This is a genomic window from Bacillus sp. NEAU-242-2 (genome assembly GCF_027853835.1).
GTDB lineage: Bacteria > Bacillota > Bacilli > Bacillales > Bacillaceae > Bacillus > Bacillus velezensis.
Genome location: NZ_JAPNNY010000003.1, coordinates 333292 through 358833, shown reverse-complemented (window position 1 = coordinate 358833; position 25542 = coordinate 333292). Strand labels below are relative to the sequence as shown.

Sequence of the window (25542 nt, the reverse complement as noted above, 5' to 3'; positions counted from 1 at the left end):
ATACCGTGCAGCAAAAAGTGTTATCATCACTTGAATTTCATAAAGTAAAAGAACAGATTACCGCACATGCCGCCTCATCGCTCGGCCGGGAGAAACTTCTGCAGCTGAAACCTTTGACGGATCTAACCGACATCCAAAAACAGCTGGATGAAGTCGAAGAAGCATCCGCAATCATGCGCTTGAGAGGCCATGCTCCGTTCGGCGGCCTGACCGACATAAGATCCGCTTTACGGCGGGCGGAAATCGGCAGTGTGCTGACGCCGGCGGAATTCACCGAATTGTCCGGGCTGCTGTATGCCGTTAAACAAATGAAGCATTTTATCAGCCAAATGACAGAAGACGGCGTCGGCATTCCGCTGATACAGGCCCATGCAGAAGAGCTGATTACATTAGGCGATTTGGAAAGGGAGATTAACTCCTGCATTGATGACCATGGTGAAGTGCTTGATCATGCGTCTCCCGCTTTAAGGGGAATCCGCACACAGCTCAGGACGCTTGAATCAAGAGTCAGAGACCGGCTTGAATCGATGCTGCGTTCATCTTCCGCTTCTAAAATGCTGTCTGACACCATCGTTACGATTCGGAATGACCGCTTTGTCATCCCGGTCAAACAGGAGTACAGATCAAGCTACGGCGGAATTGTCCACGATACATCTTCATCCGGTGCGACACTGTTTATTGAACCGCAGGCGATCGTAGATATGAACAACTCGCTTCAGCAGGCGAAAGTAAAAGAAAAACAGGAAATCGAACGGATTCTCCGGATGCTGACGGAGCATACCGCTGAACACACACAAGAAATCGCTCAAAATGTGGAAGTGCTGCAGACACTGGATTTCATTTTCGCCAAAGCGAGATACGCAAAAGCAATGAAGGCGATAAAACCATTCATGAACGGAGACGGCTTTATCCGTCTGAAAAAAGCGCGCCATCCGCTGCTGCCCCAAGATCAAGTCGTGGCCAACGATATTGAACTGGGCGGAGATTATTCAACGATCGTCATCACGGGACCGAATACGGGCGGTAAAACCGTTACGTTAAAAACACTCGGGTTGCTGACGATAATGGCGCAGGCAGGATTGCACATACCGGCTGATGAGGGATCGGAAGCAGCCGTATTTGACAATGTGTTTGCCGATATCGGCGATGAACAGTCGATCGAACAAAGTCTGAGTACGTTCTCATCCCACATGGTCAATATCGTCAATATATTAAAAGACGTGTCTGAAAACAGTCTTGTGCTGTTCGATGAACTCGGTGCCGGAACAGATCCGCAGGAAGGGGCGGCGCTTGCCATGAGCATCCTTGACGAAGTTCACCGGACAAACGCCAGAGTGCTTGCGACAACCCATTATCCGGAACTGAAAGCATACGGATATAACAGACAAGGCGTCATGAATGCCAGCGTTGAATTTGACATTGAAACGCTTTCGCCTACCTACAAGCTTCTGATCGGAGTGCCGGGCCGAAGCAACGCATTTGAAATCTCAAGACGCCTTGGGCTTCCGGAGCATATCATCGGCCAGGCGAAGTCAGAAATGACCGCCGAACATAACGAAGTCGATCTGATGATCGCATCGCTTGAAAAAAGCAAAAAAAGAGCGGATGAAGAGCTTTCTGAAACCGAATCACTCAGAAAAGAAGCAGAAAAACTGCACAAAGAGCTTCAGCAGCAAATCATTGAGCTGAACGCCCAAAAAGATAAAATGATGGAAGAAGCCGAGCGGAAAGCTGCTGAAAAACTGGAAGCCGCCGCAAATGAAGCCGAACAGATTATCCGCGAGCTCAGGTCCATCAAGCAAGAACACAGATCCTTTAAGGAACACGAGCTGATTGACGCCAAAAAACGTCTCGGAGACGCGATGCCGGCTTTTGAAAAATCAAAGCAGCCAGAAAGAAAAACAGAGAAAAAACGCGAGCTGAAGCCGGGCGACGAAGTAAAGGTGCTCACATTCGGACAAAAAGGGGCGCTGCTTGAAAAAACCGGCGAGAAAGAATGGAACGTCCAAATCGGCATCCTCAAAATGAAGGTGAAGGAAAAAGATCTCGAGTTTCTCAAATCGGCTCCTGAACCGAAAAAAGAAAAAGCAATCACCGCCGTAAAAGGGAAGGATTATCACGTATCCCTTGAACTTGACCTCAGGGGAGAGCGTTACGAAAACGCCCTCAGCCGCGTCGAAAAATATTTAGATGACGCGGTGCTTGCCGGCTATCCGAGAGTGTCCATCATTCACGGAAAAGGCACGGGCGCCCTCCGAAAAGGGGTGCAGGATCTTCTGAAAAACCACCGCAGCGTGAAAAGCTCGCGGTTCGGGGAAGCGGGAGAAGGAGGATCAGGCGTAACGATTGTCGAACTAAAATAAAAAGGGAGAAAACGTCATGAATGCTTTTTGGGAAAATGAGCTTGTTGAAATCGCGGCTTATTACAGTGTGGCCGTCTTGTGTCTCGTCATTTTTCTGACCGTGTTTGAATTGGTGACATCCTATAAAAACTGGGTGGAAATCCAAAAAGGCAATCTTGCGGTGGCAATGGCGACCGGAGGGAAAATTCTCGGTATCGCAAATGTCTTTCAGCACAGCATCGCCCAGCATAATTCGCTTTTGCAAATGATCGGCTGGGGCGTATACGGATTTATTATGCTTTTAATCAGCTATTTTATCTTTGAATTTCTGACGCCCCGGTTTAAAATTGATAAAGAAATTGAAAAAGATAACAGAGCTGTCGGCTTTATTTCATTTGTCATCTCAGTCGGCCTGTCATTTGTGGTGGCCGCCGGGATTTAAGGGGACGGGGAAAAATGGAGAAGCTTGCGAAAGTGCTGCTGTCGGCAGCGGGGATTTTTCTGTTCATCGGACTTATTTATCTGGTCATGACATCTTAATACTGAAAAAAGGCTGCCGAACTCAAATCGGCGGCCTTTTTTTATTGAGAATACCAGTTTATGCAGGCCGTATCAGAGCAAATGACGGCTTCCCAATTCATGGCGTGGACAACAGACGGCATGTCTTGTTCTTCCATAAGAAAGAGTGTCGTAAAAGAATCATATATGCTCATAAAAGCGGCGCGCCGCTTTACATCGGCAATGATCATGTCAGCCCGCAGCAGTCCGCATACATCCGAAGCCGCCGTTTGATTGAGTAAAAATATGCCTTTCTCTTCGAACGGCTCATAATAAGTGCAGCGCTTTATGCCTTTTGAACGGAACACATCCAAAAGTCCCGGAATCAAAAATGGCGAAGTGACATCATCGCTCGGCAAGTACAGATCGGGATGGAGCCGATTTAACCGCTCGGCGGATTCAGGATGTGCATATTCCTCCCGCAATGCCGTGACAGCAGTCATAAGCGCAAGCGCCGTTTCTTTTTCAGAACGCAGGCCGCAAATGCTCATGACGGTTTGCCAGGAAACGGGTCTGCCCATCGCGATGATCTCCTCATCACTCGGATACATATGTTCATAAGGCCGTTTGCGCTTTTGCTCTTCCCACCCATCCGGCATCCGGACAAAGGGATGAAGCAAAAAGGCGGCCGACGTAAACGGCTTCGGCAGCTGGCGCAGGATAGGAACTCCCTCTTCAAAATGCAGCGTTTCCAGCAAACTCAACACCTCCTGAGACTCGAAATTTCACATGAAACGCTTTCCAATTCCAATCACCCTTCTGCTATAATAATAGTGTATAGGAAAACAGAAGGGAGAGGTATTATGCAGTCTGAAAAGCCATGGCTTTCTCAATATCCCGAAGAGATTCCGCATGAGCTTGAATTTACTGATCAAACCCTGCCATCCAATCTGACAAACTCCGCAGCTCAATTCCCGAACCACACCGCCATTTATTTTCTCGGAAAAAAACTCACATTCCAAGACGTTCTCACAGATTCATTAAAGCTAGCCGCTTTTTTACGCAAAACAGGTCTGAAAAAAGGTGACAGAGCCGCCATTATGCTGCCCAATTGTCCGCAGTCGGTCATCGCTTTTTACGGCGTATTGTTTGCCGGCGGCATTGTCGTTCAGACCAATCCTCTCTACACGGAACACGAGCTTGAGTATCAGCTGAAAGACAGTGCGCCGCGCGTGATCATCACCCTCGATATGCTGTTTCCGAAAGTGATAAAAATGAAAACGTTATCACTGGTCGGACGCATTATTACAACAAGTATAAAAGACTTTTTGCCGTTTCCGAAAAAAATGCTTTATACGCTCACGCAAAAACAACAGGTGCATATTGATTACGATGGCTGCGAACAAATTCACAAATTAGCGGATATTTTAAAAGACGAAAAAGCGGAGGAAGCAGAGCCATTTGATATTGACTCTGCGCATGACATCGCCGTGCTTCAATACACGGGCGGAACAACCGGCTATCCGAAAGGCGTCATGCTCACACACCGAAACATTCAGGCCAATACAGAAATGTGCGCCGCCTGGATGTATAAAATGAAAAAGGGAGCCGAAAAGGTGCTCGGCATCGTGCCTTTTTTTCATGTGTACGGATTGACCGCCGTGCTCAATTTTTCCATTATGCAGGGATGTGAAATGATCCTTCTTCCCAAATTCAATCCTCTTGATACCCTGAAAACAATCGACAGGCTGAAGCCGACGGTTTTCCCCGGGGCGCCGACGATTTACATCGGGCTGCTGCATCACCCGGAGCTGGATAAGTATGATTTGTCCTCCATTGTAAGCTGTCCGAGCGGTTCAGCGGCGCTGCCCGTTGAGGTCAAACAGAAATTTGAAAAAGTGACCGGAGGAAAGCTTGTGGAAGGCTACGGATTATCCGAGGCATCACCGGTTACCCATTCAAACTTCATCTGGGGAAAAAATAAACCCGGCAGCATCGGCTGTCCCTGGCCCAATACCGACGCCGGAATATATTCAGAAGAAAAAAGCGGGCTTGCGGAGCCGTATGAACACGGCGAGCTGATCGTAAAAGGCCCTCAGGTCATGAAAGGATACTGGAATAAGCAGGAGGAGACGGCGCGTGTCATCAGAGACGGCTGGCTGTTTACCGGAGATATGGGATATATGGATGAGGAAGGATTTTTCTACATCGCCGACAGGAAAAAAGACATCATCATTGCCGGCGGATACAACATCTACCCCCGGGAGGTGGAAGAGGCGCTTTATGAGCATGAAGCTGTTCAGGAAATCGTCGTAGCGGGCATTCCTGATTCCTACAGGGGGGAAACGGTGAAAGCATTTATCGTTTTGAAAAAAGGCGCTGAGGCAGATCCCGATGAGCTTGATGCGTTTGCAAGAGAGCGGCTTGCGCCGTACAAAGTCCCGAAGCTGTACGAATTCAGAAAAGAGCTTCCGAAAACGGCCGTCGGAAAAATATTAAGAAGGCGTTTAGTCGAAGAGGAAGATGCTTCCCATGAAAACAAGGTGCCTTAAAAGAAAAACTTGACAAAATCCGGATTCCTTTTTATTATGAAGTTATGAATGAATAGTCATTCATTTATTGAAGGAAGGAACGATGACATTGAACCAAAAACGGCCAAAGTATATGCAGATTATTGATGCAGCAGTAGAAGTCATAGCGGAAAACGGCTATCACCAATCACAGGTGTCCAAAATCGCCAAGCAGGCCGGCGTTGCGGACGGCACCATCTATTTATATTTCAAAAACAAAGAGGATATACTCATTTCTCTTTTTAAAGAAAAGATGGGCCAGTTCATTGAACGCATGGAAGAAGAAGTGAAAGAAAAAACGACGGCAAAAGAAAAACTCGCTCTCGTTATTAAGCAGCATTTCACACTGCTCGGCAATGACCGCCACCTCGCGATTGTGACCCAGCTTGAGCTCAGACAGTCGAATATCAAGCTGCGCCTGAAAATCAATGATATTTTAAAAGGTTATTTAAACATGCTGGACACCATTTTGACCGAAGGAATCGAGTCGGGCGAATGGAAAGATAATCTCGACGTCCGCCTCGCCCGGCAGATGATATTCGGGACGATAGATGAAACAGTGACAACATGGGTGATGAACGATCAGAAATATGATCTTCCGGATTTGTCAGACAAGGTATTGGAGCTGTTGGTGTCAGGGATTCATCAAAACTAAAGGGGGTTGACGGATGAACAGCCTTTCGATGGCGGTAGAACAATCTGTTGCGGTGATCACCATTAATCATCAGCCGGCCAACGCGCTGTCCGGTGCGGTTTTAGATGAGTTGTCCGGTCTGTTCGACCGCTGTGAAACAGATGACAGTGTCAGAAGCATCATTATTCGCGGAGAGGGGAAATTTTTCTCGGCGGGCGCCGATATAAAGGAATTTACGTCGCTTAAAAATCTTGAGCAATCTTCTGCCATGGCGGATAAAGGCCAGCAGCTGATGGAAAGAATTGAAGGGTTTCCGAAGCCCGTTATCGCGGCGATTCACGGCGCTGCGCTCGGCGGCGGCCTTGAGCTTGCCATGGCCTGCCATATCAGAATCGCAACATTGGATGCAAAGCTCGGCCTGCCCGAGCTGAATCTCGGCATTATTCCGGGCTTTGCCGGGACGCAGCGGCTTCCCCGGTACGTCGGTACGGCGAAAGCGCTTGAAATGATCGGCACTTCAGAACCTGTGACCGGAGAAGAAGCGCTCAGCCTCGGTCTTGTCACGATAGGCGCCGAACATGAGGAAGAGCTGCTGCAAAAAGCGAAAATGCTCGCGGGCAAGTTTGCGGAAAAAAGCCCGCAGTCGATGGCTTCTCTGCTTGAGCTCCTTTATTCAAACAAGGTCTATTCTTATGACGGCGGCTTAAAGCTTGAAGCAAAGCGCTTTGGGGAAGCATTTGCATCAGATGACGCAAAAGAAGGCATTCAGGCATTTCTCGAAAAAAGAAAGCCTCAATTCGGTGGGCGAAGATAAAGGGGATAAGAATATGAATCTATTTGTACTGATGAAACGGACGTTTGACACAGAAGAGAAAATCGTCATTGAAGCAGGAAAGATTCAGGAGGACGGGGCCGAATTTATCATTAATCCGTATGATGAATACGCCATTGAAGAAGCCATTCAGCTGAAGGAAGAGCACGGCGGAACCGTGACCGCCGTAACCGTCGGCGGAGAAGATGCGGAGAAAGAACTGAGAACCGCCCTTGCGATGGGCTGTGACCAGGCGGTGTTAATCAATATTGAAGATGATCTGAGCGATCCTGATCAATACTCCATTTCAACTATCTTATATCATTATTTCAAGGACCGGGAATATGATCTGATTCTCGGCGGAAATGTCGCGATTGACGGCGGTTCCGGCCAAGTGGCTCCAAGGCTTGCCGAACTGCTGAACATTCCTTGCGTCACAACGATTACAAAACTGACAATCAGCGGCGATGAAGCTGTGGCAGAGAAAGACAACGAAGGGGATACCGAAATCATTAAAACCTCACTTCCTTTAGTCATCACGGCACAGCAAGGCTTAAACGAGCCGCGCTATCCGTCGCTTCCGGGCATTATGAAGGCGAAGAAAAAACCGCTGGAAGAACTTGAGCTCGATGATCTCGGCATTGATGAAGATGATGCCGCACCGAAGCTCAAAACGATCGAACGTTTTCTGCCGCCGCAAAAAGAAGCGGGCAGACTGATCGAAGGAGAAGCCGCTGAGCAGGCGAAAGAGCTTGTGTCACTGCTGAGAAAAGAAGCCAAAGTCGTATAAACCGATATTAAAGAAACTGGGGGATGTCAGAATGGGAAAAAAAGTGATCGTACTCGGAGAAATTCGTGACGGCGCCTTACGGAACGTCACCTTTGAAGCCATAGCCGCAGGCAAAACCATTTCCGGCGGAGGAGATGTCATCGGCGTGCTGATGGGAAAAGGCGCGGCTGATGCAGCATCAGAACTCATTCAGTACGGCGCCGACAAAGTATTTACAGCCGATTCGCCGGGGCTTTCTCAGTATACGGCGGACGGATATGCCGCGGTTCTCGGGGATTTGATCGAAAATGAAAAGCCTGATGCGGTCATTTTCGGCCACACTTCTATGGGAAAAGATTTGTCACCTAAGCTTGCGGCCCGGTTTGAAACGGGGCTGATTTCAGACAGCACGGATGTAAGCGTTACCGGAGACAACATCGTTTTTACAAGACCGATCTATTCCGGAAAAGCCTTTGAACAGGTGATTTCAACCGATCCTTTCATTCTGGCGACAATTCGTCCGAATAATATTCAGGCATTAGAAAAAGACGCGAACCGGACGGGTGATATTGAAGAGCTTGCGGCGCCTCCGGCAGATTTGCGGACGGTCATTGAAGAAGTAGTCAAAAAAACGGCGGACGGCGTGGATTTATCAGAAGCGAAAATTATCGTAGCAGGCGGCCGCGGTGTAAAAAGCAAAGATGGATTTGAACCGTTAAAAGAACTTGCCGAGGTGCTCGGAGCAGCGGTGGGCGCTTCGCGCGGCGCGTGTGACGCGGACTACTGCGACTATTCTCTTCAAATCGGCCAGACGGGAAAAGTCGTCACGCCGGATTTGTATATCGCCTGCGGCATTTCCGGAGCGATTCAGCATTTGGCGGGCATGTCAAACAGTAAGGTCATCGTTGCCATTAACAAAGACCCGGAAGCGGAAATATTTAAAATAGCGGACTACGGAATTGTCGGCGATTTGTTCGAAGTGGTACCGCTTCTGACCCAGGAATTTAAAAATGCCAATATTCATTCATAATCAAAACCCTCTGGCTTATTTGTCAGAGGGTTTTGATTTGTGTTAATTAGTTCGTACAAATTACAGATTAATAAAACAATAGATTGACATGTACGAACCAATGTAATAAGCTTTTGTAAAGCGCTTACAAACTTATCCATTCAGCATACATCCCAGATAGATCGGCTCTAGTGCTTTCATTCTTATTAAGGGGAAGGAATGATCAAGTTTGTCTCACAATACGGCAGTCATTCAAACTGATATCACACGGGGAACCATTAATAAAAACATATACGGACATTTCGCGGAACACCTGGGAAGAGGCATATATGAGGGCATCTGGGTCGGAAAAGATTCCGATATTCCGAATACCGGAGGGGTCAGGACGGATGTCGCCGCCGCCCTCAAACAGCTTCAGATTCCCGTCCTCAGGTGGCCGGGCGGCTGTTTTGCTGATGAATATCATTGGGCAAACGGTGTAGGGAAACGCAAAACCATGCTGAATACCCATTGGGGCGGGACGATTGATTCTAATGAATTCGGCACGCACGAGTTTATGATGCTTTGTGAACTGCTCGGATGTGAACCGTACATCGCCGGAAACGTCGGCAGCGGAACGGTTAAAGAAATGGCTGATTGGATTGAATACATGACGTTTGAAGCAGGCACGCCGATGTCCGACTGGAGAAAAGAAAACGGGCGGGAAACACCGTGGAAGCTGAAATATTTCGGAATAGGAAATGAGAACTGGGGCTGCGGCGGAAACATGCATCCTGAGTATTATGCCGACCTTTACAGAAACTTTCAAACCTATGTCCGCAATTACAGCGGTAATGAAATCTATAAAATTGCCGGCGGCGCGAATGTCGACGATTACCGCTGGACTGAAATTTTAATGAAAAAAGCCGCTGATCTCATGGACGGGCTGAGCCTGCATTATTACACAATACCGGGCGACTTCTGGAAGGGGAAAGGATCAGCGACGGAGTTTACGGAAGATGAATGGTTCATCACGATGAAAAAAGCGGCGCATATGGATGAATTGATCACAAGGCACAGCGCCATCATGGATCAGTACGATCCCGAAAAAAGAGTCGGGCTGATCATTGATGAATGGGGCACGTGGCTTGATCCTGAGCCGGGCACGAATCCGGGCTTTCTGTATCAGCAGAATACGATCCGCGACGCCCTTGTCGCCGCCGCGCATTTTCACATTTTTCATCAGCACGCAGACCGCGTACAGATGGCCAATATCGCGCAAACCGTCAACGTGCTTCAGGCAATGATCCTGACAGAAGGGAACGATATGCTGTTGACGCCGACGTATCATGTGTTTGATATGTTTAAGGTGCACCAGGACGCATCTCTTTTAGCCTCAGAAACAATAGCGGCCGGGTACGAATGGAATGACGGCCGGCTCCCGCAAGTCAGCATTTCAGCGTCCAAACAGCAAAACGGAGACATACATATCAGCATTTGCAATATCGATCATCTGCACAAAGCTGACGTGAAGATTGAACTGCGGGGCATGAAAAAGACAGGGACGCCTTCGGGAACGATTCTGCACGCGGAAAAAATGAATGCCCGCAATACATTCAGCAGTCCGGAAAACGTCAAACCGAAGCCGTTTTCCGGGTTTGCTCAAAAGGGAGGAAAACTTGAGGCGGAGCTTCCTCCGATGGCGATTGTATTAATCACGCTGCCTGCGGGTCCATCTTAAGTTTTGAACGCCCGCCGCCCGGTTATAATACACTGTATAAATAAGATTATTTCCGGCGGGTTCGGGAGAAAATAATATAAGCATTAAATTAGCATGAACGAATGGGAGATGCTATACTAAAAATCATCATTTGACAATTGGAGGAATAACAAATGGCTATCGTAAAAGCAACTGATCAATCGTTCTCAGCTGAAACAAGTGAAGGTGTCGTATTGGCTGATTTCTGGGCTCCTTGGTGCGGACCTTGTAAAATGATCGCGCCCGTTCTTGAAGAGCTTGATCAAGAAATGGGAGACAAATTGAAAATCGTCAAAATCGACGTGGATGAAAACCAAGAAACTGCCGGTAAATACGGCGTCATGAGCATCCCGACACTTCTCGTGCTAAAAGACGGAGAAGTCGTTGAAACATCTGTCGGCTTCAAACCGAAAGAAGCTCTTGAAGAGCTTGTAAACAAACATCTGTAAGCCGAAAGCTTCCGTTACGGCAGGGCGATTCCTTTGAAAGGGAATCGCCTTTTTTTGATCTTCCAAAAGCTGAGAATGGAGAAAAACAAATGTTCGTGATACACTGAATGGACACGAGAAATGAATGTAAGGAAGGGTAACGTATGAATAAACAACTGAAAGAAAAGCTGGCCCTCCTTCCCGATCAGCCGGGCTGTTATTTAATGAAAGACCGTCAAAAAACAGTCATCTACGTGGGGAAAGCGAAAGTCTTGAAAAACAGGGTGCGGTCTTATTTCACCGGTTCTCACGACGCAAAAACCCAACGGCTTGTGACGGAGATTGAGGACTTTGAATATATCGTGACTTCCTCCAATCTTGAAGCGCTTATTTTGGAAATGAATCTGATTAAAAAATACGATCCGAAATACAACGTCATGCTGAAAGATGATAAAACCTATCCCTTTATAAAAATCACCCATGAACGCCATCCTCGGCTGATTGTCACCCGGAATGTCAAAAAAGACAAAGGACGCTATTTCGGCCCGTATCCGAATGTGCAGGCGGCGCGGGAAACGAAAAAACTGCTGGACCGCCTTTACCCGCTCAGGAAATGCTCAAAGCTTCCGGACCGCGTCTGTCTTTATTATCATCTCGGACAATGCCTCGCCCCATGTGTAAAGGATATATCTGAGGAGACAAACCGCGAGATTGTTGAAGACATCACCCGTTTTTTAAAGGGAGGGCATAACGAAATCAAAAAAGAGCTTGAAGCGAAAATGGCAGAAGCGGCCGAAAAGCTTGAATTTGAACGGGCTAAAGAATTCCGCGACCAGCTTGCTCACATTGAATCGACGATGGAGAAGCAGAAAATGACCATGAATGACCTTCTGGACCGCGATGTGTTTGCATATGCCTACGATAAAGGCTGGATGTGCGTCCAAGTCTTTTTTATACGCCAAGGAAAACTGATCGAACGCGATGTCAGCATGTTTCCGATGTATCAGGAAGCGGATGAAGAGTTTCTGACCTTCATCGGCCAGTTCTATTCCAAAAACAATCACTTTCTGCCTAAGGAAATTCTGGTGCCTGACAGCGTTGACAGGGACATGATCAGCGAGCTGTTGGAAACCGCCGTGCATCAGCCGAAAAAAGGCCCGAAAAAAGAGCTGCTTTTGCTTGCGCACAAAAATGCGAAAATCGCCCTGCGGGAAAAATTCTCGTTAATCGAGCGGGATGAGGAACGGTCAATCGGTGCAGCCGAACGGCTTGGCGACGCACTGAATATTTACACGCCGCATCGGATTGAAGCGTTTGACAACTCCAATATTCAAGGCACAAACCCCGTATCGGCCATGATTGTCTTTATAGACGGAAAACCGAATAAAAAGGAATACCGCAAATATAAAATTAAAACCGTAACAGGGCCGGACGATTACGGCTCAATGAGGGAAGTCGTCAGAAGAAGATACACGAGGGTGCTCCGCGAAAATCTTCCGCTGCCGGATTTAATCATCATTGACGGCGGAAAAGGGCAGATTAACGCGGCGCGCGACGTGCTCGAGAATGAGCTCGGCCTTGATGTCCCGGTAGCGGGATTGGCGAAAGATGATAAGCACCGGACATCGAACCTTTTGATCGGCGACCCGCTTGAACCGGTGTTTCTGGAGCGGAACAGCCAAGAGTTTTACCTGCTTCAGCGCATTCAGGACGAAGTTCACCGTTTTGCGATCAGCTTTCACAGACAGATCCGGGGAAAAAGCGTCTTTCAATCCGTTCTGGATGATATCCCCGGAATCGGCGAAAAACGCAAAAAAATGCTCTTAAAACATTTCGGATCTGTCAAAAAGATGAAGGAAGCAAGCCTTGACGATATCAAAAAAGCCGGTGTCCCGGCCGCGGCGGCCCAGCTGCTGTTTGAAAAATTAAAAAAATAGTATTGTGCTTTCCTGAAAAATCTGCTAGAATGTGAACTAATTTCATAAGATCGTGTTATATGGTGAAGATAGAGGTGCGAACTTCAATAGTAAGCCTTTGGAGAATGATGGATTCTGCGAAAAAGGCTGAAAGGGGAGCGTCGCCGAAGTGTATCACATCCCATCGGTGTGATTTGCTGGCCTTGCATTAAATAAATGTAAGGCTGTCAAGAATTCATTTTCTTGGAGGGCTATCTCGTTGTTCATAATCAATCGTACTGATATGAAAAAGCAATGAGAGCTATTCCTCTCATTGCTTTTTTTATTGTGGACAAAACGCTCTTTTCTCCTCACCCGCACGAACCAAAATGTAAAGGGTGGTCTAGTATGGGTCTTATCGTACAAAAATTCGGAGGCACTTCCGTCGGCTCTGCCGAAAAAATTCAAAATGCCGCAAATCGCGCCATTGCTGAAAAGCAAAAAGGCCATGATGTCGTAGTCGTCGTTTCGGCAATGGGAAAATCAACCGACGCGCTCGTTAACCTCGCGGCTGAAATCACATCTGAACCAAGCAGACGCGAGATGGATATGCTTTTGTCTACGGGGGAGCAGGTCACGATTTCGCTTTTGGCCATGGCGCTTCAGGAAAAAGGATATGACGCCGTCTCTTATACGGGCTGGCAGGCGGGTGTCCGCACGGAAGCCGTTCACGGCAATGCGAGAATTACGGATATTGATATCACGGCGATTCGTTCGCAGCTTGCAGAAGGTAAAATTACAGTCGTTGCCGGTTTTCAGGGCGTAACGGAAGACGGCGGCATCACGACGCTCGGACGGGGCGGTTCCGATACCACGGCGGTCGCTCTTGCAGCAGCGCTGGAAGCGGATAAATGCGACATTTATACAGATGTTCCGGGCGTATTTACGACAGATCCGCGGTATGTCCGGTCAGCGAGAAAACTGGCGGGAATTTCTTATGATGAAATGCTGGAGCTTGCAAATCTAGGAGCGGGTGTTCTTCACCCGCGGGCGGTTGAGTTCGCGAAAAACTACCAAGTGCCTTTAGAAGTGCGGTCAAGCACGGAGCATGAAGCCGGAACATTAATTGAGGAGGAATCATCAATGGAGCAGAATTTAATCGTCAGAGGAATTGCATTTGAAGACCAGATCACGAGGGTGTCCGTTACGGGCCTTGCAAGCGGACTGACAACACTTTCAACAATCTTCACCGCGCTGGCAAAACGAAACATCAACGTTGACATTATTATTCAGACACAGTCGGACGATGGGGAAGCGGATATTTCTTTCTCAGTGAAAACGGAAGATGCCGCGCAAACGGTCGCCGTGCTTGAAGAATATAAAAACGCGCTTGACTATGAAAAAATTGAAACCGAAAGAAAACTGGCGAAAGTCTCCATTGTCGGGTCGGGCATGGTTTCAAATCCCGGCGTCGCCGCGGACATGTTTGCCGTACTGGCGGAAAAAAATGTACAAGTCAAAATGGTAAGCACATCCGAAATAAAAGTATCAGCGGTTGTCAACGAAAATGATATGGTGAAAGCGGTCGAAGCGCTTCATGACGCGTTTGAGCTTTCTAAACAGCCGTCTGCCGTATAAACGGGCAGGCAAAAAGGCGGGACTTGGAGTCACCGCCTTTTTTCAATTATACAGGGTCCTTCATATCCCATTTTACGGTCAGGACGACTTTATCCGCTCTCTTTTTTACCTGTTCATAAGATTCTGCAATCTGATCGTTCATCAATTGAATCTGTTCGGCTATAAAACCGGCTTCAAGCTGGAAACAAGGCTCTTTCTGATGTTTGAGCCTGTTGGACACGAGCGGTCCTTCCAGTTCAAATTCCAATTCTTGTTTTTTTGATCCTGCGTTTGTCAAAGTTCCCCAGCCGGCTTTTTCAAAAAAGGCGGGGATTTCTTCCCACGATTGAAGAGGAAATTTGCGGGCGAGGCGTTTTCCCGCCCAATACATCATCGATGAATGCTCCGGGCCGAGGATATCCGGAAGCATGATTTCCCGGATTAATTCGTAGCCGTATGCGCTGACGTCGAGTTCAGTTAAAGGTTCTAAAGCTGCTTCATAATTATTCTTCATATTATGTATTCCCCTCTCTCCTTCGTTTATTATAGCTTAAACAGGGGGGAGGATTACAGGATGATCCTATAAAACCCGTGAAAAAAAGTGAGAAAGATATCGCAGGAAAATAAAATTTTCCCTCCAGATAATCAATTCCGAAAATTATAATTTATGTACACGTTTTCTTGACGCCCTTTTGAGGGAGGAGTAAAATGAAATTGTCAATAAATTTTAATAAAGTGCTTACAATTGAAACGAAGTGGGGGCAGAGATTTTAGTACATTTCGCACTTAAATCAAACAGGGGGTAAAGTAATGTCTGGGAACAGAGAGTTTTATTTTCGAAGATTGCATTCCTTGCTCGGTGTTATTCCGGTCGGCATCTTTTTGATCCAGCATTTAGTCGTCAACCAATTTGCCGCAAGGGGAGCGGATGCGTTTAACAAGGCGGCCGGCTTTATGGACAGTCTGCCGTTCAGGTATGCGTTAGAAATTTTTATTATTTTCTTACCTTTAATTTATCATGCGGTTTACGGTGTGTACATAGCATTTACTGCGAAAAACAACGCTGGCCACTACAGTTATTTCAGAAACTGGATGTTTGTGCTTCAGCGTGTCACTGGTATTCTCACCCTTATTTTCGTCAGCTGGCATGTGTGGCAGACGCGGATTGCCGCGCAGATGGGCGCTGAAGTCAACTTCGATATGATGGCGAATATTCTGAGCTCGCCGTTTATGCTCGGTTTTTACATTGTAGGCGTTTTATCGGTCATTTTCCACTTTTCAAACGGCTTATGGTCTTTTGCGGTCACATGGGGGATCACGGTCACGCCGCGTTCTCAAAGAATTTCGACTTACGTGACGCTGATTATATTTTTAGCGCTTTCATACGTAGGTTTAAAAGCGATTTTTGCGTTTGTGTAAGAGAACTAGATTACTAGAGGGAGAGGGGCTATCATGAGTCAATCAAGCATTATCGTAGTCGGCGGGGGTCTAGCCGGCCTCATGGCGACAATTAAAGCAGCGGAATCAGGCACGGCCGTTAAATTGTTTTCCATCGTTCCGGTCAAACGCTCTCACTCGGTCTGCGCGCAGGGCGGGATAAACGGAGCTGTCAACACAAAAGGGGAAGGAGACTCTCCGTTTGAGCATTTTGATGACACGGTATACGGAGGCGACTTTTTGGCAAACCAGCCTCCTGTAAAAGCGATGTGTGAAGCGGCGCCGTCCATTATCCACTTATTGGACCGCATGGGGGTTATGTTTAACAGAACGCCGGAAGGGCTCTTAGACTTCCGCCGTTTCGGGGGTACACAGCATCACAGAACCGCTTACGCGGGAGCGACGACGGGTCAGCAGCTTCTTTACGCACTGGACGAGCAGGTGCGCAGATATGAAGTGGCGGGTCTCGTCACAAAATACGAAGGCTGGGAATTCCTCGGCGCCGTTCTTGACGATGAGCGCACGTGCCGCGGTATCGTAGCCCAAAATCTGACCAATATGCAAATCGAGTCATTCCGTTCTGACGCCGTTATTATGGCGACGGGAGGACCCGGAATCGTATTCGGAAAATCAACAAACAGTATGATCAACACGGGATCTGCCGCATCAATCGTCTATCAGCAGGGCGCTTATTATGCAAACGGCGAATTTATCCAAATTCACCCGACAGCAATCCCGGGGGACGATAAACTGCGTCTGATGAGTGAATCGGCGCGCGGCGAGGGCGGAAGAGTCTGGACGTACAAAGACGGAAAACCTTGGTACTTCCTCGAGGAAAAATATCCGGCTTACGGAAACCTCGTGCCGCGGGATATTGCGACACGTGAAATCTTTGACGTGTGCGTGAATCAGAAACTCGGCATCAACGGAGAAAACATGGTGTATCTCGATCTGTCGCACAAAGATCCGAAAGAGCTTGACGTTAAGCTTGGCGGCATTATCGAAATCTATGAAAAATTCATGGGCGATGATCCGCGCAAGCTTCCGATGAAAATTTTCCCTGCCGTTCACTATTCAATGGGCGGACTGTGGGTTGATTATGATCAGATGACAAGCATCCGCGGACTGTTCGCAGCGGGTGAATGTGATTATTCAATGCACGGAGGAAACCGTTTAGGGGCGAACTCTCTGCTTTCCGCCATCTACGGAGGAATGGTGGCCGGACCGAATGCGGTGAAATATGTTTCCGGACTTGAAACATCAGCGGAAGACCTGTCTTCTTCATTATTTGATTCCTATGTGAAAAAAGAAGAAGAAAAATGGGCCGATATCATGAAGATGGACGGCGACGAAAATGCCTACGTGCTTCACCGTGAGCTCGGAGAATGGATGACGGCCAACGTCACGGTGGTCCGCCACAACGACAAGCTTTTGAAAACGGATGACAAAATCCAAGAGCTGATGGAACGCTTTAAGAAAATCAATATCAACGATACGACAAAATGGAGCAACCAAGGGGCGATGTTCACCCGCCAGTTCTCCAATATGCTTCAGCTTGCCAGAGTCATCACGCTCGGCGCATATAACCGAAATGAAAGCCGGGGAGCGCACTATAAACCGGATTTCCCTGAAAGAAATGACGATGAGTGGCTCAAAACGACGATGGCTAAACATGCCGGTCCGTTTGAAGCTCCGGAATTTGAATATCAGGATGTCGATGTATCACTGATTGCGCCCCGTAAACGCGACTACTCGAAGAAGAAGGTGGCGAAATAATCATGAGTGAGAAAAAGATACGGTTTATCATTACACGCCAGGATACGCCCGAAAGCGCGCCATACGATGAAGAATTCGAAATCAATTACCGCCCGAATCTGAACGTGATTTCCGCCCTGATGGAAATCCGCAGAAATCCCGTGAATGCAAAAGGAGAGAAAACCACTCCGGTCGCATGGGACATGAACTGTCTTGAAGAAGTATGCGGCGCCTGCTCCATGGTCATCAACGGAAGACCGCGCCAGTCGTGTACGGCGCTGATTGATAAGCTGGAACAGCCGATCCGTCTGAAGCCGATGAAAACATTCCCGGTTGTCCGTGACCTTCAGGTTGACCGCAGCAGAATGTTTGATTCACTGAAAAAAGTGAAAGCATGGGTGCCGATTGACGGAACTTACGATTTGGGGCCGGGGCCGAGAATGCCGGAAAAACGCCGCCAGTGGGCATATGAATTGTCTAAATGCATGACATGCGGCGTCTGCCTTGAAGCCTGCCCGAACGTCAACAGCAAGTCGAAATTCATGGGGCCTGCCCCGATGTCACAAGTGCGTCTGTTTAATGCCCATCCGACGGGCGCGATGAACAAAGCAGAACGTTTAGAAGCTTTAATGACAGACGGCGGCCTCGGAGATTGCGGGAATTCACAAAACTGTGTTCAATCCTGCCCGAAAGGCATTCCGCTTACGACTTCAATCGCTGCTTTGAACAGAGATACCAATTTACAAGCATTCCGTAATTTCTTCGGAAGCGACAGAGTATAAGAAAGAGAAAAAGAGCCTCTTCCGCACGGGAGAGGTTTTTTTATAAGGAGCTGAAGGTGATGAAACAACCGCAATATATTGATATCCCGTTTGAAGAATGGAGACAGTCGTTTTCTTTCTTTACTGAAGTATCGGTTCGTTTTTCAGAAACGGATATGTTCGGCCATATGAATAATGTAACCCCTTTCATCTATTTTGAAGAAGCACGGATCGCTTATTTTAAACAGCGGGGCATGACGGCGCAAAACTCGGAAACGATGACGGTCGTCGCAAGCCAGCAGTGCGACTATATGCGTCAGGTGATGCCGTATGAAAATCTGCGGATTTATGTGAAAGCAAGCGCTGCCGGAAATGCGTCCGTCACCCTTCATTACCTTGGAGAAAATGAGTCGGGCCTGCCGTGCTTTACAGGTTCCGTCGTTATGGTTCAAGTGTCGAAGAAAAGCGGCAAAGCGGTCAGCTGGACGGAGCGGGAGAAAGGCATTCTGCTCGCCTGAACGGATAACTATTTCTCTAAGAGACGTCACCTCCGAAGCGCCCTTTACATATGATATCTTGACTATATAAACCCATTCGTTTCAGATTCGCTCTCACCTTAGCAAGGAGGGTTACAATACTTGAAGGAGAAAGATTTTCAATCAAAGCCGCTGCTGACCAAAAGAGAAAGAGAAGTATTCGAATTGCTCGTTCAAGACAAGACAACAAAGGAAATTGCAAGCGAGCTATTTATCAGTGAAAAAACTGTACGGAATCACATTTCAAATGCCATGCAGAAGTTAGGTGTGAAAGGGCGTTCGCAAGCTGTTGTCGAGCTTCTTAGAATGGGTGAGCTAGAGCTCTGATTCTTGCCGGTTTTCCTTCTTTACGAGAAGGAGCCGGTTATTTGCGTTGGCGCCCGGGCTGATGGGCATGCGGTGAAAATCCCGGTTTTTCCTTTTTCTCCGTCAGTCTTGCATTTTCTTAAAAAAAGAAGGAAAATAGACACGGAGCGCAAAGCCCAGAAAGATCCTTGAGTGAGGGATGGACAAATGACATCAAAATCTGTAGAGCATGTTGCGGATATCGAAAAATCACTCCGCCATATCGCTGCGATCATTAAACAAAAAGGAAGAGAAATCCTTAACCAATATGCAATTACACCGCCGCAATTCGTGGGGCTTCAATGGCTTTATGAATTGGGGGATATGACAATAGGCGAATTATCAGGCAAAATGTATTTGGCTTGCAGCACGACGACGGATCTGATAGACCGCATGGAAAAAAATAAGCTTGTCGAGCGGGTCAAAGACCCGGCTGACAGACGGGTCGTCAGAATTCATCTTCTCGCTGAAGGAGAGCGCATTATCCAAGAAGTGATTTTGAAAAGACAGGCTTATTTGCGGGATATGTTTGCGACATTTTCCGAAGAAGAAACAGCCGCTTTCGAAAAATCATTATTGAAACTGCAGCATGAAATGAAAAGAAAATGAGGCGATTTTGTTGGAACAGCCGATAGGAGTCATTGATTCCGGGGTTGGCGGGTTAACCGTTGCTAAGGAAATCATGAGACAGCTACCGAAGGAAAATATCATCTATGTGGGAGATACAAAACGCTGCCCGTACGGCCCGCGTCCTGAAGAAGAAGTTCTTCAATACACGTGGGAAATGACCGATTACCTGCTGGAAAACCACCATATCAAAATGCTCGTGATCGCCTGCAATACGGCCACGGCCATTGCCTTGGAGGATATTCAGCGCAAAACGGATATTCCGGTTGTCGGCGTCATTCAGCCGGGTGCGAGAACGGCGATAAAGGTCACGAAAAACCAGCATATCGGCGTCATCGGCACGGTCAATACCATTAAAAGCAGAGCGTATGAGCAGGCGCTGCTCGGGTTAAACGCAGAACTTCAAGTTGAGAACACGGCTTGTCCGCTGCTCGTGCCGTTTGTGGAAAGCGGACGGTTTCTTCAGGAATCAGCGGAGGAAGCGGTTGAAGCATCGCTTGAACCTTTAAAAGGTACATCAATTGACACCTTGATTTTAGGATGTACGCATTATCCGATTTTAAAAGACCCGATTCAGAATTATATGGGAGAGCATGTGAAAATCATTTCCTCCGGAGACGAGACGGCGAGAGAAGTGAGCACCATCTTGTCTTATAAAGGTTTGTTAAACCAATCGAAACATGCACCGGAGCATCAATTTCTTACAACGGGAGAGCGGAACGGCTTCGCAAAAATTGCCGAAGACTGGTTCGGTCACGAAATCGGCCATGTCGAGTGCATCTCCCTTCAAGAGCCGGTCAGAAAATAAATCAAAAAACCCGCTGTTTACAGCGGGTTTTTTTGCGCTTCCCGGTCTATTTCCCGGACAGGGCTCGTATACATCATAGTACAAACAGCCTTAGGAGGGAAAAGTATGCTGAAAAAAGGACCTGCAGTCATTGCTGCAACATGTCTTACTTCGGCTTTTGTGTTATCTGGATGCGGTTTGTTTCAATCCGATAAAACAGCCGGGGAAATTGACCCGCCTCAAGACATTTCATATGTAAAGGATGAAGCGGGAATTCAGGCAAAACCAAAGCAGTCAGAGAAAAACGGCACTTCTAAAGCCGACCAGCCGGCCAATACAGTCATGCGAGAGCTGTATCTGATTGATAAAAACGGCTATGTCGCAGCACAGACACTGCCTCTTCCGAACAGTGAGGGAACCGCAAAGCAGGCCCTTGAGTACTTGGTTCAGGGAGGGCCTGTATCAGAAATCCTGCCGAACGGCTTCAGAGCGGTGCTCCCTGCGGATACGACGGTAAATGTCGATATTAAAAAAGACGGAACTGCCGTCGCTGATTTTTCGAAGGAATTTAAAAACTATAAAAAAGAAGACGAACAAAAAATCCTGCAATCGATTACATGGACGCTTACCCAATTCAGCTCAATAGATAAAGTCAAAATCAGAATCAACGGGCACGAATTGAAAGAAATGCCGGTGGGCGGCACGCCGATTACGGGCGACTTAAGCAGAAAAGACGGGATTAATATTGAAACGGCCGGAGTGAATGATCTGACAGACACCCATCCGCTGACTGTATATTATCTGGCGGAAACAGAGACAAGCGAATACTACGTGCCTGTTACAAAGCGGATTGACAATTCGGAAACAAATGACATCACCGCTGCCGTTGAACAGCTCACCGACGGACCGGGCAAAGCAAGCGGGCTTTTGACGGACTTTAATAACGATGTTAAGCTTCTCAGCAAGCCGAAAGTGAAAGACGGCCAGGTTACACTGGACTTTAACAGCTCTATTTACGGAAGCGCCGACGAAAAAACAAAAATGGTGTCATCGGGCGTACTGGACAGCATCGTTCTCACGTTAACCGAACAGCCGTCGATTAAAAGTGTTTCTATAAAAGTAAACGGAAAATCAGAACTGGTGAATGAAAAAGGAGAATCCCTTTCAAAACCTGTTTCGAGGCCGGCACAAGTGAATACGGGTAGTTTTTAATTTGCGATTTTTGATATACTAGTAAAAAAGAGGTTAGCGTTCCGGCTGCCTCTTTCTTTATTCACAATCCGGAACAAAAGGTTTATGTACATATAATCGGAGGTAAAATATGAGACACGACGGAAGACAGCACGATGAGCTGCGCCCTATCACATTTGATTTGGATTTTATCACTCACCCGGAAGGCTCTGTTTTAATTACAGCGGGAAATACAAAGGTCATCTGTAATGCATCTGTGGAAGACCGGGTGCCGCCATTTTTACGCGGCGGAGGAAAAGGCTGGATCACAGCGGAATACAGCATGCTTCCCCGCGCGACGAATCAAAGAACGATAAGAGAATCTTCAAAAGGAAAGGTCTCCGGCAGAACGATGGAAATTCAGCGGCTGATCGGGCGCGCGCTCCGGGCCGTCGTTGATTTGGAGAAGCTCGGCGAACGGACGATCTGGATCGACTGTGACGTCATTCAAGCTGACGGCGGAACAAGAACGGCTTCCATTACCGGCGCATTCTTGGCAATGGCCATTGCGACCGGCAAACTCGTAAAAAGCGGCGTTATCAAAACCTCTCCCGTGACAGATTATCTCGCGGCCATTTCTGTCGGGATGGATAAAGAAGAAGGCCTTCTTTTAGATCTGAATTATGAAGAGGATTCGGCGGCTGAAGTTGACATGAATATCATCATGACGGGAAGCGGACGTTTTGTAGAGCTTCAAGGGACGGGCGAAGAAGCCACATTCTCCCGTGAAGATTTAAACGGACTGTTAAGCCTTGCCGAAAAAGGAATCCAGACGCTTATTCAAAAGCAAAAAGAAGTGCTCGGAGAAACATTGCCTGAACTGAAATAAGAAAGAGAGGCCTGATCAGCGTGAAAGAAGTCATTATTGCGACACACAATCAGGGAAAAGTGAAAGAATTCAAGGAAATACTCGAACCGAAAGGCTACAGTGTCTCTTCTTTGGCGGAAATCGGATTTACGGAAGAAATTGAGGAAACCGGACATACCTTTGAAGAAAACGCCATCTTAAAAGCGGAAGCCGTGGCAAAAGCCGTCAACAAAATGGTCATTGCAGACGACTCCGGTTTATCAGTGGACAACCTTGGAGGCAGACCGGGCGTTTATTCAGCCCGTTATGCCGGAGAAGCAAAAGATGATAAGGCGAATATGGACAAGGTGCTGTCAGAATTAAAAGGCATCGAAAAAGAGCAGCGCACGGCCCGTTTCCGCTGCGCCCTTGCCGTCAGCATGCCGGGGCAGGAAACAAAAACGGTCGAAGGTCATGTTGAAGGGTATATTGCAGAAGGACCCGAGGGAGATAACGGGTTCGGCTATGATCCCATTTTTATTGTAAAAGATAAAGATAAAACCATGGCCCAGCTGACAAGCGCTGAGAAAAACAAAATCAGCCACAGGGCTGAGGCGCTCAAGAAACTGTCAAAGCTGCTTGATTCATAAGGGGGAGCGTATGCAATGAAAGTGCTGATAATAAGTGACAGTCACGGCCTTGAAGACGAGCTGGAGACGATTGCAAAGCGGCACGAAGACGAAGCGGATCTGATGATTCATTGCGGTGATTCAGAGCTTGACGCCGCACATCCGGCACTCACGCCGTATCACACGGTAAAAGGCAATTGCGACTTTGGCGGCGGGTTTCAGGATGAACTCCTTCTGGACGCCGGCTCAAAGAAAATTCTGGCTGTTCACGGGCATCTTCACGGCATTAAACAGTCACTTTTAACTGTTTTTTACCGGGCGGAAGAGCTTGGGGCGGATATCGTCTGCTTCGGCCACTCACATATTGCCGGGAGTGAAGTGCTTCGGAGCAAGCTTTTGATTAATCCGGGCAGCATCCGTCTTCCGAGAGTCCGCAATGTGAAAAGCTATGCCATTCTTACTCTTACAGAAAGAGAAGGCGCCGTGACATTTTACGACGAAACGGGTCGGGAATTGAAGGACTTGGGGAATACAATCAGTTTTTAACAAGTGATGGGGGAGATTTCATTCTTCCCCATCAAAAGTTTTTAAAAAAATATTGACTTATGATTTGAACCTGTATATAATAAATCTTGTCGCTGATACATAAAGCAAAAGCTGTCCCAGTAGCTCAGCTGGATAGAGCAACGGCCTTCTAAGCCGTCGGTCGGGAGTTCGAATCTCTCCTGGGACGTACAAAAAAAGAGCTGGTGACATCAGAGTGAAAACTGATGCCGCTGGCCTTTTTTATCGGATGACTATATTGTCAATTCGCTGATATCATGGTAAAATGATCAGCAGATATTTGTTTTTCATGTCCCAGTAGCTCAGCCGGATAGAGCAACGGCCTTCTAAGCCGTCGGTCGGGAGTTCGAATCTCTCCTGGGACGTATAAAAAAACCTCAAGCCCTGACAATGGGTTTGAGGTTTTTTTGTATTTTATTTTTATTTTACGAAACAAAAGTTCCGTATTTGATGAAAATTGTAAAGTAATTTTAATATAAATGAAACTTAATGTAATATTTACCGTAATAAATATATGTATAAAGATACTTAAGGCGCCCTTGAGTGATAAATTATCTGATTTCTATCATATGTTTTGTCGATGATTGATAGAAAGACAGCAGGAGGAATTAGCTTTTGAAGTACGCATTTGCATATAAAAATCACAATATAGAAACGATCTTTTGCGGAAAAGACGAGCTGTTTGAGGAACTGAAACAATTTTTAATCACTCAATGCGGTTTAATCATTGTTGAGGTTTCAAGGGCTGATTACTATACGGAGCAGGAAATGAATCAGTGGAATGACCGTTATACTCTGTGAATAAGAAAAGAAACCGGCCGTGTGAGACCGGTTTTTGTATCATCTGAATCCGCTCGGAGCGCTGAAGCCCCCGGCATGGCCGCTGAAACCGCCTCCGAGCGCGCCGGGATGTGCCCCGGCGCCGAGGCTTCCGCCGACGTCACTGAAGGTTTGGCCGTAGTACCCGGATGTATAAGGGTACGGAACGAATTGCTGTCCGGCGAATGACAGCGTGCTTTGCGGGGTCTGCTGTCCGTATCCGGATGACGGGAATCCCTGCTGAAAAGAAGGGCCGCCTTGATATGGTGCTGTATGCATCGGGGCCGGAGGATAATAAGACTGCGGCGGTAAGACCGGTAAAGGCGGAAATCCAGGAGGCAGGCCCTGCATGCCTGATAACATCTTATTCATGACATCACTCATTTCTTACGAGATAAGAACAGTGTATGCGTATGTCTGTATAAAGAGCCTGTTCAATCGAACGGAATATCTGACAAGCATGCCGGAAGGACAGAGAAAAATCGCGTAATAAAATGTGACATATTCGTATATGAACGGAAAAATTTCATGTAATCTTGAGAGATTAATAAAAAAATGATAAAAACTTTTAATATTTACAGATCCCTTTGTACCAGTAATGAAAGCGTATACAAAGTAGATTGATTAATCTAAATTATCTAATAATTATAAAAATGCTGTTGACACTGTCTGCAAACGGGCGTAATATGAGTTCAAACAAAAATAAATAAATGATTCACGCTAAAAAGAAAAATCATAAAACAATGAAAAAACAAACAAATGAAGGTTCTTTTTTAATAAAAGAGCTGCCATAATAAAAAGCGCAGAAGAGGATAAGTAGCTTTGCTGAAGTTTTTCACAGAGAGCCGGTAACGCTGAGAGCCGGTAAAACAAATCAAAGTGAACTCCCCTCAGAGTGCCGGTCTGAAATGTAAAGAGTAGGACTCGGCCGAGTGAACGCAATGTTTACTCGTT

26 protein-coding genes, 2 tRNA genes, 1 riboswitch and 1 other annotated feature (1 of these 30 only partly in view) are annotated in these 25542 nt (G+C 47.2%); of the genes, 25 read left to right on the top strand and 3 right to left on the bottom strand.

The genetic code is table 11. The features are described 5' to 3' along the window. Positions 1-5: 5 nt before the first annotated feature. Positions 6-2363 carry an endonuclease MutS2 gene (locus tag OWN49_RS11975; RefSeq protein ID WP_176283455.1) on the top strand — a complete coding sequence of 786 codons (2358 nt, stop codon included), beginning with the start codon at positions 6-8 and terminating at the stop codon, positions 2361-2363. Between the two features lie 16 nt (positions 2364-2379). After that, the gene (locus tag OWN49_RS11970; RefSeq protein ID WP_003152541.1) at positions 2380-2784 is read left to right on the top strand and encodes a DUF350 domain-containing protein; all 405 of its coding nucleotides are present in this window, start codon (positions 2380-2382) and stop codon (positions 2782-2784) included. Between the two features lie 139 nt (positions 2785-2923). Here the strand turns inward: OWN49_RS11970 and OWN49_RS11965 are convergent, their stop codons facing one another. Continuing rightward, positions 2924-3598 (bottom strand): DUF2711 family protein, encoded by a 675-nt coding sequence (locus OWN49_RS11965; protein ID WP_176283454.1) that lies wholly within the window; start codon positions 3596-3598, stop codon positions 2924-2926. A gap of 105 nt (positions 3599-3703) precedes the next feature. Between OWN49_RS11965 and OWN49_RS11960 the strand changes: the two genes are divergently transcribed. The 9 genes from OWN49_RS11960 (at position 3704) to OWN49_RS11920 (ending at position 14332) form a co-directional block, all read left to right on the top strand. Continuing rightward, positions 3704-5392 (top strand): AMP-binding protein, encoded by a 1689-nt coding sequence (locus tag OWN49_RS11960; RefSeq protein WP_176283453.1) that lies wholly within the window; start codon positions 3704-3706, stop codon positions 5390-5392. Between the two features lie 88 nt (positions 5393-5480). Further along, positions 5481-6065, top strand: coding sequence for a TetR/AcrR family transcriptional regulator (locus OWN49_RS11955; RefSeq protein WP_014470798.1), 585 nt, complete (start codon positions 5481-5483; stop codon positions 6063-6065). A gap of 13 nt (positions 6066-6078) precedes the next feature. Further along, entirely contained in the window at positions 6079-6858 is a 780-nt protein-coding gene (locus OWN49_RS11950) for an enoyl-CoA hydratase (protein ID WP_176283452.1), read from the top strand. 13 nt (positions 6859-6871) lie between these two features. Continuing rightward, positions 6872-7645 carry an electron transfer flavoprotein subunit beta/FixA family protein gene (locus OWN49_RS11945; protein ID WP_017418310.1) on the top strand — a complete coding sequence of 258 codons (774 nt, stop codon included), beginning with the start codon at positions 6872-6874 and terminating at the stop codon, positions 7643-7645. Between the two features lie 31 nt (positions 7646-7676). Then, positions 7677-8654 carry an electron transfer flavoprotein subunit alpha/FixB family protein gene (locus OWN49_RS11940; RefSeq protein WP_017418309.1) on the top strand — a complete coding sequence of 326 codons (978 nt, stop codon included), beginning with the start codon at positions 7677-7679 and terminating at the stop codon, positions 8652-8654. Between the two features lie 208 nt (positions 8655-8862). Continuing rightward, positions 8863-10353 carry an alpha-N-arabinofuranosidase gene (locus OWN49_RS11935; protein ID WP_176283451.1) on the top strand — a complete coding sequence of 497 codons (1491 nt, stop codon included), beginning with the start codon at positions 8863-8865 and terminating at the stop codon, positions 10351-10353. A gap of 152 nt (positions 10354-10505) precedes the next feature. Further along, the gene (gene trxA / locus OWN49_RS11930) at positions 10506-10820 is read left to right on the top strand and encodes a thioredoxin (protein WP_003152560.1); all 315 of its coding nucleotides are present in this window, start codon (positions 10506-10508) and stop codon (positions 10818-10820) included. A 143-nt stretch (positions 10821-10963) separates the two neighbouring features. Then, on the top strand, positions 10964-12736 hold the full coding sequence (uvrC, locus tag OWN49_RS11925) for an excinuclease ABC subunit UvrC (protein WP_071391533.1): 1773 nt from the start codon (positions 10964-10966) through the stop codon (positions 12734-12736). A 61-nt stretch (positions 12737-12797) separates the two neighbouring features. Continuing rightward, a riboswitch (Lysine riboswitch) is annotated at positions 12798-12977 on the top strand. Positions 12978-13102: 125 nt separating this feature from the next. Then, positions 13103-14332 (top strand): aspartate kinase, encoded by a 1230-nt coding sequence (locus tag OWN49_RS11920; RefSeq protein WP_146277277.1) that lies wholly within the window; start codon positions 13103-13105, stop codon positions 14330-14332. A gap of 46 nt (positions 14333-14378) precedes the next feature. Here OWN49_RS11920 and OWN49_RS11915 read toward each other — a convergent pair whose 3' ends face one another. Beyond that, positions 14379-14825 (bottom strand): YslB family protein, encoded by a 447-nt coding sequence (locus OWN49_RS11915; protein ID WP_176283450.1) that lies wholly within the window; start codon positions 14823-14825, stop codon positions 14379-14381. A gap of 296 nt (positions 14826-15121) precedes the next feature. Between OWN49_RS11915 and sdhC the strand changes: the two genes are divergently transcribed. The 14 genes from sdhC to OWN49_RS11845 all read left to right on the top strand — a co-directional run bounded on the left by sdhC (position 15122) and on the right by OWN49_RS11845 (position 24570). Continuing rightward, positions 15122-15730 carry a succinate dehydrogenase cytochrome B558 gene (gene sdhC / locus OWN49_RS11910; RefSeq protein WP_003152571.1) on the top strand — a complete coding sequence of 203 codons (609 nt, stop codon included), beginning with the start codon at positions 15122-15124 and terminating at the stop codon, positions 15728-15730. Between the two features lie 33 nt (positions 15731-15763). Further along, complete coding sequence (sdhA, locus tag OWN49_RS11905) at positions 15764-17524, top strand: succinate dehydrogenase flavoprotein subunit (protein ID WP_003152573.1); 1761 nt, start codon at positions 15764-15766, stop codon at positions 17522-17524. Between the two features lie 2 nt (positions 17525-17526). Continuing rightward, on the top strand, positions 17527-18285 hold the full coding sequence (sdhB, locus tag OWN49_RS11900) for a succinate dehydrogenase iron-sulfur subunit (protein WP_003152575.1): 759 nt from the start codon (positions 17527-17529) through the stop codon (positions 18283-18285). A 59-nt stretch (positions 18286-18344) separates the two neighbouring features. After that, a complete protein-coding gene (locus OWN49_RS11895) occupies positions 18345-18782 on the top strand; it encodes an acyl-CoA thioesterase (protein WP_003152577.1) in 438 nt (145 codons plus the stop codon). Between the two features lie 120 nt (positions 18783-18902). Next, entirely contained in the window at positions 18903-19127 is a 225-nt protein-coding gene (gene gerE / locus OWN49_RS11890; RefSeq protein WP_003152579.1) for a spore germination transcription factor GerE, read from the top strand. A 186-nt stretch (positions 19128-19313) separates the two neighbouring features. After that, complete coding sequence (locus OWN49_RS11885; protein ID WP_003152580.1) at positions 19314-19754, top strand: MarR family winged helix-turn-helix transcriptional regulator; 441 nt, start codon at positions 19314-19316, stop codon at positions 19752-19754. Positions 19755-19761: 7 nt separating this feature from the next. After that, on the top strand, positions 19762-20580 hold the full coding sequence (gene racE, locus OWN49_RS11880; RefSeq protein ID WP_012118125.1) for a glutamate racemase: 819 nt from the start codon (positions 19762-19764) through the stop codon (positions 20578-20580). Positions 20581-20685: 105 nt separating this feature from the next. After that, positions 20686-21771, top strand: coding sequence for a GerMN domain-containing protein (locus OWN49_RS11875; protein WP_003152582.1), 1086 nt, complete (start codon positions 20686-20688; stop codon positions 21769-21771). A gap of 109 nt (positions 21772-21880) precedes the next feature. Then, positions 21881-22618: a ribonuclease PH gene (gene rph, locus OWN49_RS11870; RefSeq protein ID WP_003152583.1), complete on the top strand. Its 738-nt coding sequence runs from the start codon at positions 21881-21883 to the stop codon at positions 22616-22618. Between the two features lie 11 nt (positions 22619-22629). Further along, a complete protein-coding gene (locus tag OWN49_RS11865; protein ID WP_095315571.1) occupies positions 22630-23226 on the top strand; it encodes an XTP/dITP diphosphatase in 597 nt (198 codons plus the stop codon). Positions 23227-23241: 15 nt separating this feature from the next. Next, a complete protein-coding gene (locus OWN49_RS11860; protein WP_176283449.1) occupies positions 23242-23751 on the top strand; it encodes a YfcE family phosphodiesterase in 510 nt (169 codons plus the stop codon). Between the two features lie 113 nt (positions 23752-23864). Then, positions 23865-23938 (top strand) — tRNA-Arg (locus tag OWN49_RS11855). A gap of 122 nt (positions 23939-24060) precedes the next feature. Continuing rightward, positions 24061-24134: transfer RNA gene (locus OWN49_RS11850), tRNA-Arg, on the top strand. A 250-nt stretch (positions 24135-24384) separates the two neighbouring features. Then, positions 24385-24570, top strand: coding sequence for a hypothetical protein (locus OWN49_RS11845; RefSeq protein WP_007408136.1), 186 nt, complete (start codon positions 24385-24387; stop codon positions 24568-24570). 39 nt (positions 24571-24609) lie between these two features. On the opposite strand, the gene OWN49_RS11840 is transcribed toward OWN49_RS11845, so the two are convergent. Further along, the gene (locus OWN49_RS11840) at positions 24610-24960 is read right to left on the bottom strand and encodes a hypothetical protein (RefSeq protein WP_020954258.1); all 351 of its coding nucleotides are present in this window, start codon (positions 24958-24960) and stop codon (positions 24610-24612) included. Between the two features lie 422 nt (positions 24961-25382). Next, positions 25383-25542 (top strand) — a binding site (T-box leader); it runs 92 nt beyond the window's last position.

Excerpts from the sequence above, each read along its gene's own strand:
- OWN49_RS11885 (WP_003152580.1), top strand. The coding sequence starts at position 19,314 with ATGACATCAAAATCTGTAGAGCATGTTGCGGATATCGAAAAATCACTC.
- OWN49_RS11920 (WP_146277277.1), top strand. The coding sequence starts at position 13,103 with ATGGGTCTTATCGTACAAAAATTCGGAGGCACTTCCGTCGGCTCTGCC.
- OWN49_RS11945 (WP_017418310.1), top strand. The coding sequence starts at position 6,872 with ATGAATCTATTTGTACTGATGAAACGGACGTTTGACACAGAAGAGAAA.
- OWN49_RS11970 (WP_003152541.1), top strand. The coding sequence starts at position 2,380 with ATGAATGCTTTTTGGGAAAATGAGCTTGTTGAAATCGCGGCTTATTAC.
- rph (WP_003152583.1), top strand. The coding sequence starts at position 21,881 with ATGAGACACGACGGAAGACAGCACGATGAGCTGCGCCCTATCACATTT.
- OWN49_RS11940 (WP_017418309.1), top strand. The coding sequence starts at position 7,677 with ATGGGAAAAAAAGTGATCGTACTCGGAGAAATTCGTGACGGCGCCTTA.
- OWN49_RS11875 (WP_003152582.1), top strand. The coding sequence starts at position 20,686 with ATGCTGAAAAAAGGACCTGCAGTCATTGCTGCAACATGTCTTACTTCG.
- trxA (WP_003152560.1), top strand. The coding sequence starts at position 10,506 with ATGGCTATCGTAAAAGCAACTGATCAATCGTTCTCAGCTGAAACAAGT.
- OWN49_RS11840 (WP_020954258.1), bottom strand. The coding sequence starts at position 24,960 with ATGAATAAGATGTTATCAGGCATGCAGGGCCTGCCTCCTGGATTTCCG.
- OWN49_RS11895 (WP_003152577.1), top strand. The coding sequence starts at position 18,345 with ATGAAACAACCGCAATATATTGATATCCCGTTTGAAGAATGGAGACAG.
- sdhB (WP_003152575.1), top strand. The coding sequence starts at position 17,527 with ATGAGTGAGAAAAAGATACGGTTTATCATTACACGCCAGGATACGCCC.
- OWN49_RS11960 (WP_176283453.1), top strand. The coding sequence starts at position 3,704 with ATGCAGTCTGAAAAGCCATGGCTTTCTCAATATCCCGAAGAGATTCCG.
- OWN49_RS11860 (WP_176283449.1), top strand. The coding sequence starts at position 23,242 with ATGAAAGTGCTGATAATAAGTGACAGTCACGGCCTTGAAGACGAGCTG.
- sdhC (WP_003152571.1), top strand. The coding sequence starts at position 15,122 with ATGTCTGGGAACAGAGAGTTTTATTTTCGAAGATTGCATTCCTTGCTC.
- OWN49_RS11950 (WP_176283452.1), top strand. The coding sequence starts at position 6,079 with ATGAACAGCCTTTCGATGGCGGTAGAACAATCTGTTGCGGTGATCACC.
- sdhA (WP_003152573.1), top strand. The coding sequence starts at position 15,764 with ATGAGTCAATCAAGCATTATCGTAGTCGGCGGGGGTCTAGCCGGCCTC.
- OWN49_RS11915 (WP_176283450.1), bottom strand. The coding sequence starts at position 14,825 with ATGAAGAATAATTATGAAGCAGCTTTAGAACCTTTAACTGAACTCGAC.
- uvrC (WP_071391533.1), top strand. The coding sequence starts at position 10,964 with ATGAATAAACAACTGAAAGAAAAGCTGGCCCTCCTTCCCGATCAGCCG.